The 16,241-nt window shown below is 61.3% G+C and carries 15 protein-coding genes; 10 read left to right on the forward strand and 5 right to left on the reverse strand.

The genetic code is table 11. The features are described 5' to 3' along the window. Nucleotides 1–7 precede the first annotated feature (7 nt). A complete protein-coding gene (locus tag AC56KZ_RS13765) occupies nt 8–1,570 on the reverse strand; it encodes a DUF4331 domain-containing protein (RefSeq protein ID WP_497162738.1) in 1,563 nt (520 codons plus the stop codon). Between the two features lie 312 nt (nt 1,571–1,882). On the opposite strand from AC56KZ_RS13765, the gene AC56KZ_RS13770 reads away from it, so the two are divergent. The 5 genes from AC56KZ_RS13770 to AC56KZ_RS13790 are packed head-to-tail and all read left to right on the forward strand — an operon-like array spanning nt 1,883 to nt 5,513. After that, nucleotides 1,883–3,178 carry a saccharopine dehydrogenase NADP-binding domain-containing protein gene (locus tag AC56KZ_RS13770; protein WP_497162739.1) on the forward strand — a complete coding sequence of 432 codons (1,296 nt, stop codon included), beginning with the start codon at nt 1,883–1,885 and terminating at the stop codon, nt 3,176–3,178. Nucleotides 3,179–3,183: 5 nt separating this feature from the next. After that, a complete protein-coding gene (locus tag AC56KZ_RS13775) occupies nt 3,184–3,627 on the forward strand; it encodes a hypothetical protein (protein ID WP_497162740.1) in 444 nt (147 codons plus the stop codon). 2 nt (nt 3,628–3,629) lie between these two features. After that, entirely contained in the window at nt 3,630–4,784 is a 1,155-nt protein-coding gene (locus AC56KZ_RS13780; protein ID WP_497162741.1) for a glutathionylspermidine synthase family protein, read from the forward strand. An 11-nt stretch (nt 4,785–4,795) separates the two neighbouring features. After that, the gene (locus AC56KZ_RS13785; RefSeq protein WP_497162742.1) at nt 4,796–5,200 is read left to right on the forward strand and encodes a DUF350 domain-containing protein; all 405 of its coding nucleotides are present in this window, start codon (nt 4,796–4,798) and stop codon (nt 5,198–5,200) included. Nucleotides 5,201–5,219: 19 nt separating this feature from the next. Then, nucleotides 5,220–5,513 carry a hypothetical protein gene (locus tag AC56KZ_RS13790; protein ID WP_497162743.1) on the forward strand — a complete coding sequence of 98 codons (294 nt, stop codon included), beginning with the start codon at nt 5,220–5,222 and terminating at the stop codon, nt 5,511–5,513. A gap of 76 nt (nt 5,514–5,589) precedes the next feature. Here AC56KZ_RS13790 and AC56KZ_RS13795 read toward each other — a convergent pair whose 3' ends face one another. Beyond that, nucleotides 5,590–5,817 (reverse strand): hypothetical protein, encoded by a 228-nt coding sequence (locus AC56KZ_RS13795; protein ID WP_497162744.1) that lies wholly within the window; start codon nt 5,815–5,817, stop codon nt 5,590–5,592. Nucleotides 5,818–6,153: 336 nt separating this feature from the next. Here AC56KZ_RS13795 and AC56KZ_RS13800 point away from each other — a divergent pair, with 336 nt between their 5' ends. Beyond that, on the forward strand, nt 6,154–8,991 hold the full coding sequence (locus AC56KZ_RS13800; RefSeq protein ID WP_497162745.1) for a M16 family metallopeptidase: 2,838 nt from the start codon (nt 6,154–6,156) through the stop codon (nt 8,989–8,991). Nucleotides 8,992–9,333: 342 nt separating this feature from the next. Further along, entirely contained in the window at nt 9,334–10,479 is a 1,146-nt protein-coding gene (locus tag AC56KZ_RS13805) for a PEP-CTERM sorting domain-containing protein (RefSeq protein ID WP_497162746.1), read from the forward strand. A 184-nt stretch (nt 10,480–10,663) separates the two neighbouring features. On the opposite strand, the gene AC56KZ_RS13810 is transcribed toward AC56KZ_RS13805, so the two are convergent. From AC56KZ_RS13810 to AC56KZ_RS13820, 3 genes are read right to left on the reverse strand one after another with little or no spacing between them, the layout of a single operon-like run. After that, nucleotides 10,664–11,413, reverse strand: coding sequence for a LytR/AlgR family response regulator transcription factor (locus AC56KZ_RS13810; RefSeq protein ID WP_497162747.1), 750 nt, complete (start codon nt 11,411–11,413; stop codon nt 10,664–10,666). Then, nucleotides 11,410–12,444: a sensor histidine kinase gene (locus AC56KZ_RS13815; RefSeq protein WP_497162748.1), complete on the reverse strand. Its 1,035-nt coding sequence runs from the start codon at nt 12,442–12,444 to the stop codon at nt 11,410–11,412. The genes AC56KZ_RS13810 and AC56KZ_RS13815 overlap by 4 nt, the downstream gene beginning before the upstream one ends. Before the next feature lie 38 nt (nt 12,445–12,482). Continuing rightward, nucleotides 12,483–12,980, reverse strand: coding sequence for a nuclear transport factor 2 family protein (locus AC56KZ_RS13820; RefSeq protein WP_497162749.1), 498 nt, complete (start codon nt 12,978–12,980; stop codon nt 12,483–12,485). Between the two features lie 206 nt (nt 12,981–13,186). On the opposite strand from AC56KZ_RS13820, the gene AC56KZ_RS13825 reads away from it, so the two are divergent. The 3 genes from AC56KZ_RS13825 to AC56KZ_RS13835 are packed head-to-tail and all read left to right on the forward strand — an operon-like array spanning nt 13,187 to nt 16,188. Beyond that, nucleotides 13,187–14,005, forward strand: a complete 819-nt coding sequence (locus AC56KZ_RS13825; RefSeq protein WP_497162750.1) for a quinoprotein dehydrogenase-associated SoxYZ-like carrier — start codon at nt 13,187–13,189, stop codon at nt 14,003–14,005. Further along, nucleotides 14,006–14,929, forward strand: coding sequence for a quinoprotein relay system zinc metallohydrolase 2 (locus AC56KZ_RS13830; RefSeq protein WP_497162751.1), 924 nt, complete (start codon nt 14,006–14,008; stop codon nt 14,927–14,929). A 5-nt stretch (nt 14,930–14,934) separates the two neighbouring features. Then, entirely contained in the window at nt 14,935–16,188 is a 1,254-nt protein-coding gene (locus AC56KZ_RS13835) for an FCSD flavin-binding domain-containing protein (RefSeq protein WP_497162752.1), read from the forward strand. The last annotated feature ends 53 nt before the right edge of the window (nt 16,189–16,241 follow it).

The following is a 16,241-nucleotide window of genomic DNA, read 5'->3' on the forward strand; positions in this document are numbered from 1 at the left end:
GTGGATTTTATTGAGCGCCGGGAAGGGGCGTGTTCAGGTAAGGGAAGCCCGACAGGAAGGGCTGTACCGCCTGGTCGACAGCGTCATGTAGCCGGAGAGCGGTCGCACCCAAAGGCACGGCGGAAGGGTTGCATGCGGCGCCGAAGCCGAGGGCATTGTTATTCCCGTTTGCCAGGCACAGGCCACCCATCGCCGCGATCAGGGAAATATCTACCACGTCATCCTTGGGCCGGCGGCCGTTTGGATAGCCGGCATTGTCCGAGCCGCCCGCGAGCATGTTGCCGACGATACCCAGCCGGTTTTGCTGGGGAAAGGCTACGGCGGGAATTGCCGTGTTCAAGCGCAGCATTTCGGACGGCACCGGGTTCAGCGGTCGATTCACGCCTGCAATGCCGGTCAGGAAGGTGTTGACCAGATCCAGGCGCGGGAGGTTGCGCGGCGCAGCGCTACCGGCAGTCAGTCCCATGGCAATCTCGACCAGCCTTGGCAGTGTCGGATTGGTGACATAGGTGGCGAACTGGCCATCGTTTTGCGGCAGCGCGCCATTGAAGCGGTCCTTCTCGGGCAGGCCGATGATCACTTCGTTCACGAGCGGCATGCCGAGCCGCGACACTTGCACGAAAGCGCCACCATAGCTGATCGTGGTTTGATGCCCGGACGGCGGATTTGCATTGACCAGCTGGCTCTGGCGGATGCTGGAGGTGGTCCAGGTGCCGATGACCGGATCGGATGTCGTCGTGGACAACAGGCAGCTCTTGTGAACCTCGACCGCAAGCGAGGTGATGTTCTTGTTTGCCAGCGGATTCGGCGCCGCGTTGATCAAAGCCGGATCGGTAATCACCGACAGCGGCGCGTTGATCAGGTCGAAAATGGTTCCGAGGTTGACGGCGAAGCCTTCGCGCCGCTGTCCGGCGAAGACGCGGCCCGGAATCAAGCAACCGGGAATCGCAACCGAATAGATATGCTGGTTCGCATAGGCCGCATATTCCGGAATGGTCTTGGTGCCAATGTTGTCGACCGGCTTGTCGAAAGTCGTGCCCCCGGTACCCACCCGCGACAAGGTCGCCGCCTGGCCGCTGCGCCGGTCGCCGCGGATCAGTGTCACGGTGAAGCGCTCGTTGACGTTCAGGGCCGGCGAATTCGGTCCCTCGACCTGACCCGCCTGCGTCAGCGGGATGGGAACGCTCTGGTCGCCGATGGGCAGCGCGATCCGGTTGAAGACGTTCTGGAAGCGGAATTGAAAGGTCAGGTCTTCTTTTGCGTCGCCGTTGTTATCGATGTGAATTTCATAGATGGCGTTTGGATCCATCTTGAAATAATTCGGGCCACCGAACGGATCCTGCAGGGGCTGATAGTTAGCGATTAACGTGACATATTCTGAACGGCCTTGCTCATAGCTATTGAAAGCATACAGATCGGTACCGTCGATCTTCGGCTGGGTTGCGACAAATGGTGCTTCGCGGTGGCTCGAAGCATGCGCCGGCAAGGTGGCCAGCACGGCCAGGAGAGGACAACTGACAGCGGCGAGTAGGAACCGAAAATTGCTACGACGGACAGCACAATGAACCATGATGCATCTCCTGGGTAATTTTTATGTGTCAAAAAAATCAATTATCGGCAGTATCACCGTCTCCCTTGCAGAGACTTCTGCCTGGAATTGACGAAATCGCCGCATTTAATCGACATTGCATAAATCGTGCCATCGTTAATGCTGCCTATGAATATTGCATTTCGCTATATTTACAACGACCGCAAGTGTAAATATTGCCGACACTTAAATTCAAAGATAAACTTTGGAAAGAAAAAATGACGGGTGGAATTAACACCTTGAGAGAATTGGCTGGCTTTAGGCCTTAAGGTGGCAATCGATTGGTAATGGAAATTGAAAATAGTCCTGATTGGATATGGAAGCATTGGCCAGGCGCTGACCCCCATGTTGCGTCGTCATTTCCCGGAACTGGCGTCGATTCGCGCATTTGCTGCCGATAATCGCGGCGTCGACGTGGCGCGGCAATACGGCGTGCTGTTCACACTGCATCCATTAAAAGCGGATAACTTCCAGGATGTTCTCGCAGCGGCCCTTGGTCCTGGCGACCTGCTGATCAACGTGTCCGTGAATGTGTCATCGCTCGCTCTGATGACATGGTGCCGCGAGAATCGGGTGATGTACCTCGATACCTGCCTGGAACCCTGGGAGGGCGGATATCAAGCCGGGGAGTTGACTAATTACGCGTTGCGACAGCAGGCGTTGCGTTTGCGGGGGAAGGGGCAGGCGACTGCCCTGGTGGCGAATGGTGCGAATCCCGGCCTGATCACGCATTTCGTGAAAAAGGGTCTGGAGGAGCTCGCGCTGATTAAAGGCGCCGCGTTTCACGGCAATTACGCGACGCTGGCAATGGACCTTGGCGTCACCACGGTGCAGATCGCCGAATGCGATACCCAGGACGATCGGCTGCGCTACCCCGCTAATACCTTTGTGAATACCTGGTCGGTGGATGGTTTCATTGCAGAGCTTTGTCACCAGCCTGTCGAAATGGGATGGGGATCGCATGAAGGGCCGCGCAATGACGTGATGAGCTTCGATGGCCCCGGCAGCGTCTATATGCCCGGAAGGACCGGATTGGATACCAGGGTCCGCTCCTGGGTCCCCTCGGCCGGTGAGCAGGAAGCGCATCTCGTGTCGCACCACGAGGCGCACTCCATTGCAGCGATGCTGACGCTGCGCGAACCCAAGTATTGCCCCACCGTCTATTACGCATACCGGCCATGCGAGAAAGCCATGGCGATGATCGATCGCCTCAGGAGCAAGACCGAGAATCCGGGCGCAGTCGAGAAAACGGTCATGCAAAATCCTGTGACTGGACAGGACGAACTCGGTGCGCTGCTGATCCACGATAGCGGCGCCTATTGGTATGGTTCGACCCTGACTGTCGAGCAAGCCAAATCGCTGGCGCCGTATAACAACGCGACATCGATGCAGGTCGTCGCGACGATCGTCGCATCGATCAAGTGGATGTTGCTGCATCCCTCGGAGGGAGTGATCGAGCCGGAGGATGTCGATCACAATTTTATTCTCAATGAATCCCTGGCCTACCTCGGCCAGGTAGGCGGTGTCGAAAGTGGCTGGCGACCCGCCGAAGCAGAAGCAGCTCAGCTTCAGGACTTCTTAATCCCATAAAAAAAATGAAAAAATCGAAAGCGGTACCGCTTCTTCTGCTCGGGTCGACTGCGCTCCTGAGCGCTTGCACGCCCGATGTCGCTGACGAGCAGCCCCAGCAACAAGTAGCAGAGACGCGCCAGGATGCGTACTCGACGATGCAAGAGTGCGAGCGTGACTGGGACGACGATGAGTGCGAGCGTAGCGGCGGCGTCTATTTTGGTCCCCGCTATTTTTATAGCCACGGCAAGCGCACGCCTTACCTCATCGACCGCAAGGGCCGCGCCCGCGCCGTGCCAAGCAGCTACGGCGCATACAACAGCCACCGGGCCGACGCTTCCGGCGCAGCGGCAATCGCGCCAGGGCGCAGCACCATCGTCACCCGCAATGACGTGTCGTCCTACCGTTCCCCGTCCATTGCTCGCGGCGGCTTCGGCGGCGGCCGCAGCCGTGGCTCCTTCGGAGGCTAGGCATGCAACGAGTCAAGCTGGACGAGCGCGCCAACAAGGCGCTGCGGCTGGAATCGCGCGGCCTGTCCTTCCACGCGTGGGACAACTACTGGAAAGAATCGGCGGCATACAAATTTACCAGCCTGCAGGTAGGCCGCATCGAGTCGGCTACCAACGAGTTGCTGCACATGCTGGAAGAGGCGGGCGAGTATGTGGTGAACAATCGCCTGCTCGGCTCGCTCGGCATTCCGCCCCGGTTCCACGATACTGTCGCTGCGTCGTGGCGCAACGAGGATCCGACGCTGTATGGCCGTTTCGACTTTGCCTTCGATGGCGAGGGCTGGCCGAAGATGTTGGAGTTCAATGCCGATACGCCGACATCGCTGCTCGAGAGCGCCGTGTCGCAATGGGACTGGCTGGAAGACGTCAAGCCCCACGCCGACCAGTACAACTCCCTGCACGACAAGCTGGTGGCGCAATGGAACACGGTCGTCACGAAGCGCCGTCCGACCGGTCCGCTGCCGCGGCGTATCCACTTCGCCTCGGTTTCGGATAACGAGGAAGACTGGATCTGCGTGCACTACCTGATGGACACCGCGGTGCAGGCGGGTTTCGATGTCAAGCACGTCTTCACCGAAGGCCTCGGCTTTGACCACAGTACGGGCTATTTCGTCGACCAGGACGATCAGCAGATCGACATCCTCTTCAAGCTCTATCCGCTCGAATGGATGATGCGCGAAGACTTCGGCGTGCACCTGCTGAACACGAACACGCAGCTCGTAGAGCCCTTGTGGAAAGCGATGTTCTCGACCAAAGCCATCCTGCCCATCCTCTGGAAGCTGTATCCGGGCCACCGCCTGCTGCTTCCGGCCTACTTCGAGCACGAGATCCTTCCCGCCGGCTTCAGGTCGTACGCGCGCAAGCCCCTCTTCTCGCGCGAAGGCGCCAACATTTCCCTGCTGCGGGACGGCAAGGAGATCGCCAGGGGCCAGGAGCAGGAGTACGGCGCGGAAGGTTACATCCTGCAGCAGCTCATCGAACTGAAACAACACGATGGCTTCTATCCCGTCATCGGCGCCTGGGTGGTAGGCGATGCGGCAGCGGGCATGTGCATCCGCGAGGATGCCAACCCGATTACAACCAATATGAGCAACTTCGTTCCACACTACTTCGAATAAAAGGAAACAACATGTCCGGCTACACCATCGATCCAGGCTTCATCAATTTCATTGGCTATCTGCTCACGGCAGTCGCCCTGCTCACCGCCTTCATGGTCATCTATTCGGTCACGACGCCCTATAACGAGTTCCGCGAGGTCCGCGAAGGCAACGTCGCCGCGTCGGTCGCTTTCTCGGGCGCCATCCTCGGCTTCATTTTCCCGCTGATGGCCGCGATCTTCTACACCCACAGCCTGGTCGAGATGGCGAAATGGGCGGCCATCACCGGCGTGGTGCAGATGATCCTGTTCCAGATCCTGCACAAGATGAATGGCTGCGGTAATTGCATCCGCGAACGCAAGGTCGCCCCTGCAATCCTGCTGGCGACGCTGTCGATCGCCGTGGGCATGCTGAACGCGATCAGCATCAGCTATTAAGCGGCTTGGAGAGAAATGCATGATGCGTTACAAAAAGGCCCTGGCCTACTTCAAGCGCCACCAGTTCAGCCCCGACGAAAAGCGCAATTTCCGGCTTGGCGGGGTGGTCTCTGCCTATGGCATCTCGTTTGCAGTCGAAAAGTATTTTCTGGCCTACAGCACGCCGTATCCGGACAAGGTGTGGTTCTGGGTATACATCATCTTCGCGCTCTTCAGCCTCTTCTGGTGGCTGGAGGATTTCGTCATGGACTTGTGGGAGCAGTACACCACGGAGGATGACGAGTTGTACACGGGTAATCCGCCGAAGGAGTAAGTCGTCAGGGAGAGGGTCGCTTCAGGCCGCGTATGTCCCGACAGGCAGGCCCGTGGCCAAGCGAAGACCCCGAAGGTCAATCACATTTAATCGCAGCCCGGCGCTTGCTGTCACGCCACTGCTGATCGATGGGCGCCAGTACGCCGGGCGGCACTGGCGCCTTGCCGCGCAGGGTCACGCTTCCTGCGTTGCGAACGGGGATTGCACGCTTGCGCGTCGCGTCGCCATTCAGGATTCTGTCGATACTCGCTTCCGCAAAATTGTTCTCGATGAGATAGGCACGCGCCTCATCCTTGCCCAGCATCTTCTGGAATACCAGGGCGACCTGGACTTTTTGCGCTGCGAGCCGATCCCTACGAGAGTGCATGTGGCACCTTCCCAATCCCTGAGTAGCCTGGAAGTGTAGGGCTCATTGCTGAGCTAACGCTTAAGATGTCTGATTTAAGCCTCAGCTTGCGCGACACTATTCAGCAGCGCCACGGCCCGAATGCGATCGCCGCCATTCTCCTGCCACACCGCATACCTACCACGCCCCCTGCCGGACCCTGGTCGACGTTGTAGCAATCAAGAAATTACAATACTATCCAGCAGCCCCAGGCGCTTTATGGCGCCTCTTTTTCCATTCCGAGGACCTGATTGCATGAAGATTCTTCCCCTGACCCTGTTGGTCGCCGCCGCTTTCACCTCGACCGCACTGGTGCCGGCCCAGGCCGCCGTGCCGAAAACCTCGGCGCCGAAGGCGGCCCTGAAAGTGGACTTCCAGAAGTTCACGCTGCCCAATGGCCTGGAAGTGATCTTCCATATCGACCGCTCCGATCCTGTGGTAGCCGTCAACCTCACCGCGCACGTGGGCTCGAGCCGTGAAAAAGCCGGCCGCACCGGCTTTGCCCACCTGTTCGAACACCTGCTGTTCCTGGAATCGGAAAACCTCGGCAAGGGCGGCCTCGACAAGATGACGGCGCGCATCGGCGGCTCCGGCGCCAATGGCTCGACCTCGCAGGACCGCACCAACTACCTGCAGACGGTGCCGAAGGATGCGCTGGAAAAAATGATCTGGGCCGAAGCGGACAAGCTCGGCTGGTTCATCAATACCGTCACCGATCCGGTCCTGGCCAAGGAAAAACAGGTCGTCAAGAACGAGAAGCGCCAGGGCGTGGACAACGCGCCCTACGGCCACACCCGTTACGTCATCAACAAGGCCCTGTATCCGGTTGACCATCCATACAACTGGCAAGTCATCGGTTCCCTGGACGACTTGCAGAATGCCCAGCTCGACGACGTCAAGGAATTCTTCCGTCTCTGGTACGTGCCGAACAACGTGACCCTGGTGCTGGCCGGCGACTTCGATCCGGTGCAAGCGCGCAAATGGGTCGAAAAATATTTTTCCGAGATCAAGCGTGGCGAGACCATCAAGCCGATGGCCAAGCGCCCCGGCGTGGTCAAGCAAACGGTGAAACTGGCCCACGAAGACAATTTCGCGAAACTGCCCGAACTGACCATGGCCTGGCCAACGGTTCCCGACCTGCACCCGGACTCGTATGCGCTCGAAGTGCTGGCCGAATACCTGTCGCAGACCAAGCGCGCGCCTTTCTACAAGGTGCTGGTGGAAGACAGCAAGCTGGCGCCGAACGTGCAAATCGGTAACCAGACCTCGGAACTGGCGGGCCAGTTCATGCTGCGCATCCGTGCCTTCGAAAACAAGCCGCTGGATGCGGTAGCCGCCGAAGTCGACAAGGCCTTCGTCAAATTCGAAAAAGAAGGCATCGCCGAGAAGGACCTGAACCGCATCAAGGCCGGCCTCGAGACCCGCTTCTACAACACGGTGTCCAGCGTGCTGGGCAAATCGGCGCTGCTGGCCGAATACAATTATTTGACCGGCAATCCGGGCTATGTGACCGAAGGCGTCAAGAAGACGATGGCGGTGACCCCGGCCGACGTGCGCCGCGTGTACGACACGTATATCAAGGGCAAGCCGTATGTCGCGACCAGTTTCGTCCCGAAAGGCAAGCTGGCGCTGGCCCTGAGCGGCTCGGCCAAGGCCGAAGTCGTCGAAGAAAAAGTGGTGCAGGGCGCGGAAACGGCAGTCGACGCCAGCGCCGATGCGGCCTATACCAGAACCGCCTCCAGTTTCGACCGCAGCAAGGAACCCGGCTACGGGCCGACCCCGGCGCTGAAGGTGCCGCCGGTGTGGGACACCCAGCTTTCCAACGGCATGCGCGTGCTGGGTATCGAAAACGCCGAAGTGCCGCTGGTGCAGTTCGACATCGCGATCGACGGCGGCCTGCTGCTCGACAAGCTCGACAAGGTGGGCGTCGCCAACCTGATGGCGCGCATGATGACGCAAGGTACCGCCAAGAAGACCCCGCAAGAGCTGGAAGAAGCGATCCTGCAACTGGGCGCGACGATCAATGTCGCGGCCCGTGCCGAGGACGTGCGCATCAGCGTGACCACCTTGGCGCGCAACTACCAGGCGACCCTGGACCTGGTGCAGGAAATCCTGTTGCAACCGCGCTGGGACGAGAAGGAATTTGCCCTCATCAAGCAAAGCGTGCTGAGCCAGATTCGCCAGCAGGACGCCGACCCGAACGCGCTGGCCGCCATCAATTTCGCCAAGCTGGTCTACGCAAAAGAAGATCCGCGCTCGCGCAACATCCTCGGCACGACGGAGACCGTGAATGCGATCGGCATCGAGGACCTGAAGGCATATTACGGCGCCAACCTGTCGCCATCGAACGCCCGCATGCACTTGATCGGCCCGCTGCCGAAAGCGGCCGTCGCGCGTTCGCTGGCCGGGCTGGAGCGCGAGTGGAAGGCGAAAGCCGTCACGCTGCCAGCCCCGCTGGCGGTGAGCGCCCCGACGCCTGCCCGCGTGTATTTTGTCGATGTGCCGGATGCCAAGCAATCGGTGATCCAGGTCGGCTACCGTGCCTTGCCGGTCACCGATGCGGATTACTACCCGGCTACCGTCACCAATTACATTCTGGGCGGCGGCGGCTTTGCGTCGCGCCTGACCCAGCAATTGCGTGAAGGTAAAGGCTACACCTACGGCATCAATTCGAATTTCTCGGGCAGCAAGAGCGCCGGACCCTTCGTGATTGCCAGCGGTGTGCGCAGCAACGTCACGCTCGAATCCACCCAACTGGTCAAACAGATCCTGGCGGACTACGGCTCGAGCTATTCGGCAGCCGACCTGGAAACGACCAAGAACTTCCTGGTCAAGAGCAATGCGCGCGCCTTCGAGACCGCCGGCGCCAAACTGGGCATGCTCGACAACATCAGCAAATACGGCTGGCGCGCCGACTACGTCAAGGAACGCGAAGGGATCGTCAAGGCGATGACGCTGCCGCAAGTGCAGGCCTTGTCGCAGAAATACCTGGATCCGTCGAAAATGGTGTGGCTGGTGGTGGGTGATGCGAAGACGCAGCTGCCGCGGATGAAGGAACTGGGCTTTGGCGAGCCGGTGCTGATCGGGAAGTAAGCGGGCAGAGTGGCATCGCATTCGTGCTGCAGCGGGTGCGATCGCCCTTCAAGACAATATTTACCCCTGGATCTCGAATCCTTGCCGGTCTGCTCGGCGGCGATTTTGAATGCCTGATCGGCGAGACTTCTGCCGAGCACGAGACTCAGAATCACGACACCAGAAACTTGCACAAAAATCATATCGAATTTCTTTACATTAATAGTATTTGTTAAATGTAAATTATTGTGAAATAGCATGCCAAGTAGTTGATTTTGTTGATTTCGCTAAGCTATGGCACGTTTTATGCTTAACGGTGTAGGTAATCACATTGACTACAAATCATATTTCAAAGGGGACATCGTGAAAAAGACCGTTTCAAACTGCCTCAGTACGCTCGCCGTAGCCTTGGTTGCTGTCACCGTCGTCGGCACCGCGAATGCGGATCCGATCGTCGATCTTGCTGGACAGCGCTATGTTCAGTATGGCGATGCGCAATCGTACTCCTTGCCAACCGCGGCCTTGGGTTGCGAAAATAAAAATAACTGCCAATTCAATGTCAGCTCGACGCCAGGATCCATCAAGGACTTGATCGTCATTGCGACCGGCTCCAACGGTGCTGGCCTGACGACGAATGTCGCTGGCATGGACAATGCATATGCCACGCCAAACGGCGTCAGTGGTTCGAATTATTTCTCGACGGCAGTATCGCCCAATAACGGCACCAACGGCAGCGTCGCCTTCAATGGCGTGAACACCTGGGATGCATCGCTGGCGTCGCTGAAAAACTTCCTGCTGAACGATCAGCTGGTCTTCTTCTTCAATAACAATCAGACCAACCTTGCGCAGGGTGCAACGCAGAGCCTGGCCGCCTGGACGCTGCTTACGATCACCAACAACCTCGGTGAACAGATTGGCCTGTATGAACTGTCGAATAACAACTCGGCCTACAACTTGTTCACCCAGGGCGGTGGCGGTACGTTCATGGGCGATGTGACGACTTACACCTCGGACGGGTCGGGCCCGATCGCCGGCACCAACGCCAATACCGACTACGTCCTGTCGGGCGGCTCGATCTGCTACATCGCTGGTGCGCCTGTCAACTGTGCGACCCCTGGTGCCGGTGCACCGGTCAACCACAATCTGGGTGCGGAAGATGTTGCTTACGCAATTCTTTTCCCTGAGCTCAATGGCCAACTCGACAGCCTGTTCAATAGCTTGTCGACCGAACAACTGGCCGGCTATACCCTGCATATGGACCTGCGCCTCGGCTGCGATCCGGCCACGGCAGCAGGCAATTGCACCGGCGGCAACGGAGTACCTTATGGCCGTGATCTGAACAACGGTTTCGAGCAGCTGTTCATCGGCACCGCCGCACGTGCTGCCTGCTCACCGACTGACCCGACCTGCAATCCAGTCGACGTGCCAGAACCTGGTTCGCTGGCACTCATCGGCGTGGCGCTGGCCGGCCTCGGTCTGGCACGTTCGCGTCAGCGCGCCCGCAAGTAAGCCTGCCGCTAGTGAGAAGTGAAAACGCCCGCTGCAGTACAGCGGGCGTTTTGCGTTGTGGGAAGCAGACGCTACCGCACAACCGCAATTGACCGGGAATTTATGAAGCGCAGCATGCTGACGCCTGGCCCTCGATCCGGTATGTCGAACCCGGCGAAGCGGGCGGATGTGGCTTGAAGCTGCGTCATGCCGATTTCTTGTCGAGCTGCTGGAGTGCTTCCGCCAGCGCGGGCATATAGGTGCGGCTGGCGCGCAGCAGGCTGCCGTCATGCAGGCGCAGCAGGGCGTCGCGGTTGGTCAGCGAGCGCAGCTCGGCGACCATGTCCAGCCGTACGATGGTCGAGCGGTGCACGCGGTGGAACTGGCGCGGATCGAGCTGCATGGCCAGGTTGTGCAGGCGCTCGCGCACCAGCCAGGTCTTGCCGTTGGCATGCAGGGTGGCGTAGTCGCCATCGGCCTCGATGCGCTCGACTTGTGCAACCGGCACCAGCACCGTGCGCGCGCCGACACGCACGCTGAAGCTGCGCAGCGTCGGCGGCGCTGGTGGCAGCGTGCGGCCGTGGGCGCGATACGGAAAGGCCTGCTGCGCGCGGTCCAGCGCTTCGTCCAGGCGGTCGTCATCGACCGGTTTCAGCAGGTAATCCAGCGCGGCCAGGTCGAACGCCTGCACGGCGAAGCTGTCGTAGGCGGTCAGCAGAATCGCCATCGGCCGCTGCGCCGGCGGCAGCGCGGCCAGCAGCTCGAGCCCGGTCTTGCCCGGCATCTGGACGTCGACGAACACCAGGTCGGGCCGCAGCGCCAGGATACCGGCGTAAGCGCTGTCGCCGTCGCCGAACTCGCCCACCAGCGCGAAGCCGCCGCGCCGCGCCAGCCTCAGCTTGACCGCCAGCCTGGCCAGCGGTTCGTCGTCGACGATGACGACCCGGATCGTCATGCCGCCGCCTCCATGCTGCGTAAGGGCATGGCGATGCGCACGCCGAAGCGGCCGTCCGGCGTCCATCCCGCCTCGACCGCCTGCTCGTCGCCGTACAGATGGCGCAGACGCTCCCTCACGTTGAGCAGGCCGATACCGCATCCCGGCTGCGCCGGCTGCTGACCGTCGTTCAGCACCTCGACCAGCAGGCGGTCCCCGGCACGCTCGAGACGGATGTCGAGCCGGCCGGGGGCCGACAGCGGCGCGATGCCATGCCGGATCGCGTTCTCGACCAAGGGCTGCAGCATCAGGTAGGGCACCACGTTATCCAGCAGGCCGGGACCGGCTTTCATGCTCAAGCACAGGCGTTCGCCGAGGCGTGCCTGTTCGATCTTCAGGTAGGCGTCGAGCAGGGCCAGTTCTTCCGCCAGCGAATGCTCGTGGCGGCCGTCGTGCGCGAGGGTGGCGCGCAGGAAGTCGGACACGCAGCCGAGCATGCGGTTGGCCTCGCGGTTCGACTGGCTTGAGACCAGCGCCGAGATCGCGTTCAGGGAATTGAACAGGAAGTGCGGATTGACCTGCAGGCGCAGCGCGCGCAGCTCGGCGTCGCGCGCCGCGGCCTGGGCCTGGGCCAGATGCAAACGCACCTGCTGCAGCGACAGGTAGTAGGCCGCCACCGCATGCACCGCGCAAAACGCGATCAGGGCCAGCCAGCAGCCGTCCAGGCCCTCGGCCAGTTCATCCCAGCGGTAGTGCTTTTGCAGCCCGAGCGCGATCCCCAGGCGCTGTCCCAGCACGGCGTTCAGGATCGACATGGCATAGCTGGCCGCCAGCAGCACCAGCGCCATGCGCACCCAGGGCCAATCGCGGCGCCACATGGCGCGCTGCAGCAGCGCCAGCGGAACCAGCCATACCAGGCAGGCGACGAAGAACAGGCTGCGGAAGGCCGCCGCATGTTCGTAGCCGAAGACGGGCAGCCCGAGGATGGCCATGCAGGCGGCGACCGGCAATGCGGCCAGCACGGGGACGAGCAGGGGCGTTTCGACTCTCACGCTGGCTTTTCGAATTGGTATGTTGCTATTCTATCGCCTCAGTCGCCCATCGAATACAGCATCGAGCTGATCTTCCAGCCATTTTCCGCACGCACCATCTGCCAGCTCTCGCTGCCGCGGTTGGTCACCTTGCCGTCTTCGAGAAAATCGAAATCGAACCACACCGAGGCGACCGCACCATTGGTGTCGACGCGCACGTTATAAAAACGTTCTTCGATCGGCTTGTCTGACGTCTGGATGAATTCGGCGAACTTCTTCCAGCTCGACGGCGTCACTTTGCGTGCCTTCGGATAGCGGGCCTTGATCTTCGCCCAGACCGCCTCGTCGGCCACCGACAGCCAGCTGTCGTGGTCTTGCAGGAACAGGCTGCCGAGGGTCTTGCCGTCACGTTTGATGATGGCGGTCTTGAACTGCTCGACGATGGCGTGGATCGCCGCCACATCGGCCGCGCGGGCGCCCGCGGCGACGGTATCGGCGGCGTGTGCCGGGCCGGCCAGGCAGCAGGCAAGAAGAAGGGAAGACAGGTGGACGCGCATGGAAACTCCCGTGCGTGGAAGCTTCCACCTTAGGCAGCAGCTTGAGCCCGGTCCAGCGGAATGCGCCGACCCGTGCCTACCCTGCGACAAGACGGTTTGCGCATGCACGCCGCAGTCGGGTGCTCCGTGAAATACGATTCATACAAAAGATTTCAGGGGTATAGTTATCGTGACATCGACTCCACTCCTGGCTAAAGGTTGATTTGATGAAAACTCGTCTGCAGGGCGCGCGCTGTGCGTCCGTTTTCCTGAGCCTGGCCATGCTGGCTTTGTCAGCCTTGCCGCCGCCATCGTTCGCCCAGGAGGACAATCCATCCTGGGCGGCCTTGCAGGCTGCCTACTTCCCTGGCAAACAACTCGAGGCGGCGCCTTTTATCCGCTTGACCGCGCCCGCGCGCGCCGCCGCCGGCGACCAGGTGCCTTTCGCGTTCAGCATCGACCATCCGATGACGGCAAGCCGCTACATCAAAAAGGTCACCGTCATCGTCGACGCCAATCCGGTGCCCGTGACGGCGGTGTTTCACTTCCAGCCGCAGAGCGGCAAGGCCGAAGTGGCCACCCGGATCCGCTTCGACGCCGAGTCGCCGGTGCACGTCGTGGCCGAATCGAACGATGGCAAGCTGTATGTCAACGCCACGACCGTCAAGGCGTCCGGCGGTTGCGGCGGCCCCGCACTCGGCGACAACGCGGAGACGGCGGCGGCGGCCGGCAAGATGAAAATCGCGCTGGACGGGCCATTCAAACGCGGGGACGTCAACCAGGCCCGGCTCCTGATCAAGCATCCGATGTACACCGGCTTGCAGCGTGACCTGAACACGAACGGCTTCCGGCCGGCCTGGTTCATCGACAAGATCGACGTCACGTATAACGGCAAACCGGTCATGACCGCGGACACCTCGATCGGCGTCAGCGAAAATCCCTCGCTGCAGTTCGGCTTCCTGGCCGACCAGCCCGGCGCCCTGCACGTCGTCATCCGCGACAACCAGGGCGCCACCTTCCGCCAGTCGCTCAAGGTCGGAGGTTAGATGTGGTCGCTGCTGCGTGTGGCCTGGCTGATCGTCGTCAGCGCAGCCGCGCAGGCCGCTGCAGCGCCGCTGCACCTCCAGCAGCTTGCACCGGGCGTGTATGTGCACATCGGGCAGCACAAGGATTTCGACGAGGGCTACGATGGCGATATCGCCAACATCGGCTTCGTGGTCGGTCGTGATGCCGTCGCGGTGATCGATACGGGCGGCTCCTATGCCGTCGGCATGGCCTTGAAGGACGCGCTGCGCAGGATCACCCGGCTGCCGATTCGCTACGTGATCAATACGCATGGACATCCCGATCACGTCTTCGGCAATGCCGCGTTCATGGATTCCGGTACGCCGCCGCAATTCATCGGGCATGCCGGGCTGGCGCAGGCGATGGCCGCGCGCGGCGACCTGTACCTGCGCAACCTGAAACAGCAACTGGGCAGCGGCGCTGAAAAAAGCAGGCTGATCGCACCGACCGCAACCGTCAGTCAGCGCCTGGTCCTCGATCTCGGCAAGCGGCAGCTGGAATTGACGGCCTGGCCGAACGCCCATACGAACCACGACCTGAGCGTGTTCGATACCGCCAGCGGCACGCTGTGGACCGGCGACCTGCTCTTCATCGAGCGCACGCCGTCGATCGATGGCGATGTCCAGGGCTGGCTCGCCGCGATCGATGCTCTACGCACCATCAAGGCGCGCGCGACCATCCCCGGGCACGGCCCCGTCACCCGCGACAAACATGGCGCGCTGGCCAGGCAGCGCAGCTACCTGACGACTCTGCTGCGCGACGTGCGCGCCAGCATCCGGCAGGGCGCCGGCATGACGGAGACCATGGCGACCGCGGCCGCCTCCGAGCGGGCGCACTGGCAGTTGTTCGACGCCGTCAACCGGCGCAACGTCAACCTGCTGTACCCGGTCCTGGAATGGGAGTAAAGCCGATGCGCAGGCGCGATGTGCTCGAAATGGCGCTGGCCGGATCGGCCCTGGTCTCGATGGCGGCCTTCGGCAAACCGCGTCAGGCCTCCCCTGGCCGGGTCGTGGTTGTCGGCGCCGGCTTTGGCGGCGCGACGGCGGCCAGGTATGTGCGATCGTTCAGCGGCGGGCGCATCGAGGTCATCCTGGTCGACCGGAACGCCGATTTTGTCTCCTGCCCGGTCAGCAACCGGGTGATCGGCGGCCAAAAAAGGCTCGAACACATCACGTTTGGCTATGATCGGCTGCTGCACAACCATGGCGTCAAATTCATGCGCGGCAGCGTGACGGCAATCGATGCGGACCGGTCGCGCATCCTGGTCGACGGTAAAAAACTGGCTTACGACCGCCTGATCCTCGCCCCCGGCATCGATTTCATCTTCGACGCCTTGCCCGGGCTGGCCGGCGCCCAGCAACGGATTCCCCATGCCTGGAAGGCGGGGCCGCAAACGCGCATCCTGCGCCGCCAGCTCGAAGCGATGCGCGATGGCGGCGTGTTCACCATCGCCGTTCCGGCGCAGCCATATCGCTGCCCGCCTGCGCCTTATGAACGCACCTGCCTGGCCGCGTTCTACCTGAAAACATACAAACCCCGCTCGAAGGTCGTGGTGCTCGATGCCAATCCCGTGATTACCTCGAAACGCGCCCTGTTCGAGCGCGCATGGCGCGATCTGTACCCGGGCATGATCGACTACCTGCCGGGCAGCGAGTTGCAGGCAGTGGACGTGGCGACCAACACCGTCAGCACCGCCTTCGATACGGTCCGGTCCGATGTTCTGAACATCATTGCGCCGCAGCGTGCAGGCAGGATCGCGCTCGATTGCGGCCTGGCCAACAGCGAGGGGCGCTGGTGCGATGTCGATTTCATCACGTATGAATCGCGGGTGCTGCCGCGTGTGCACGTGATTGGGGACGCCATCGAATCGAACCTGCCCAAATCGGCGCACATGGCCAATGCCCAGGCGAAGATCTGTGCGCGCGCCATTGTCGACCTGATGCGGGGAGAGGCGCCCGACCCCTTGCCGGCCTTTGCCAACACCTGCTACAGCTTCATCGACGACCGGCAGGCAATGCGCATCTCGACGCTGTACCGCTACGATCCGGCAAAACAGGGGATGCAGGCGCAGGGCGCCAGTTTCCTGTCCGAGCGCCCTTCGGCCCAGGAAGGCGGCGACGCCGAGGCATGGGCCCGCCACATCTGGGCCGACGTGCTCGGCTAGCGCCGCGCGCCACTGCCCGCCAGCTGCGGAGGATGCGATAATAGCCGTCCTCC

The sequence above is a fragment of the Telluria sp. LT2P34 genome (assembly GCF_059685915.1).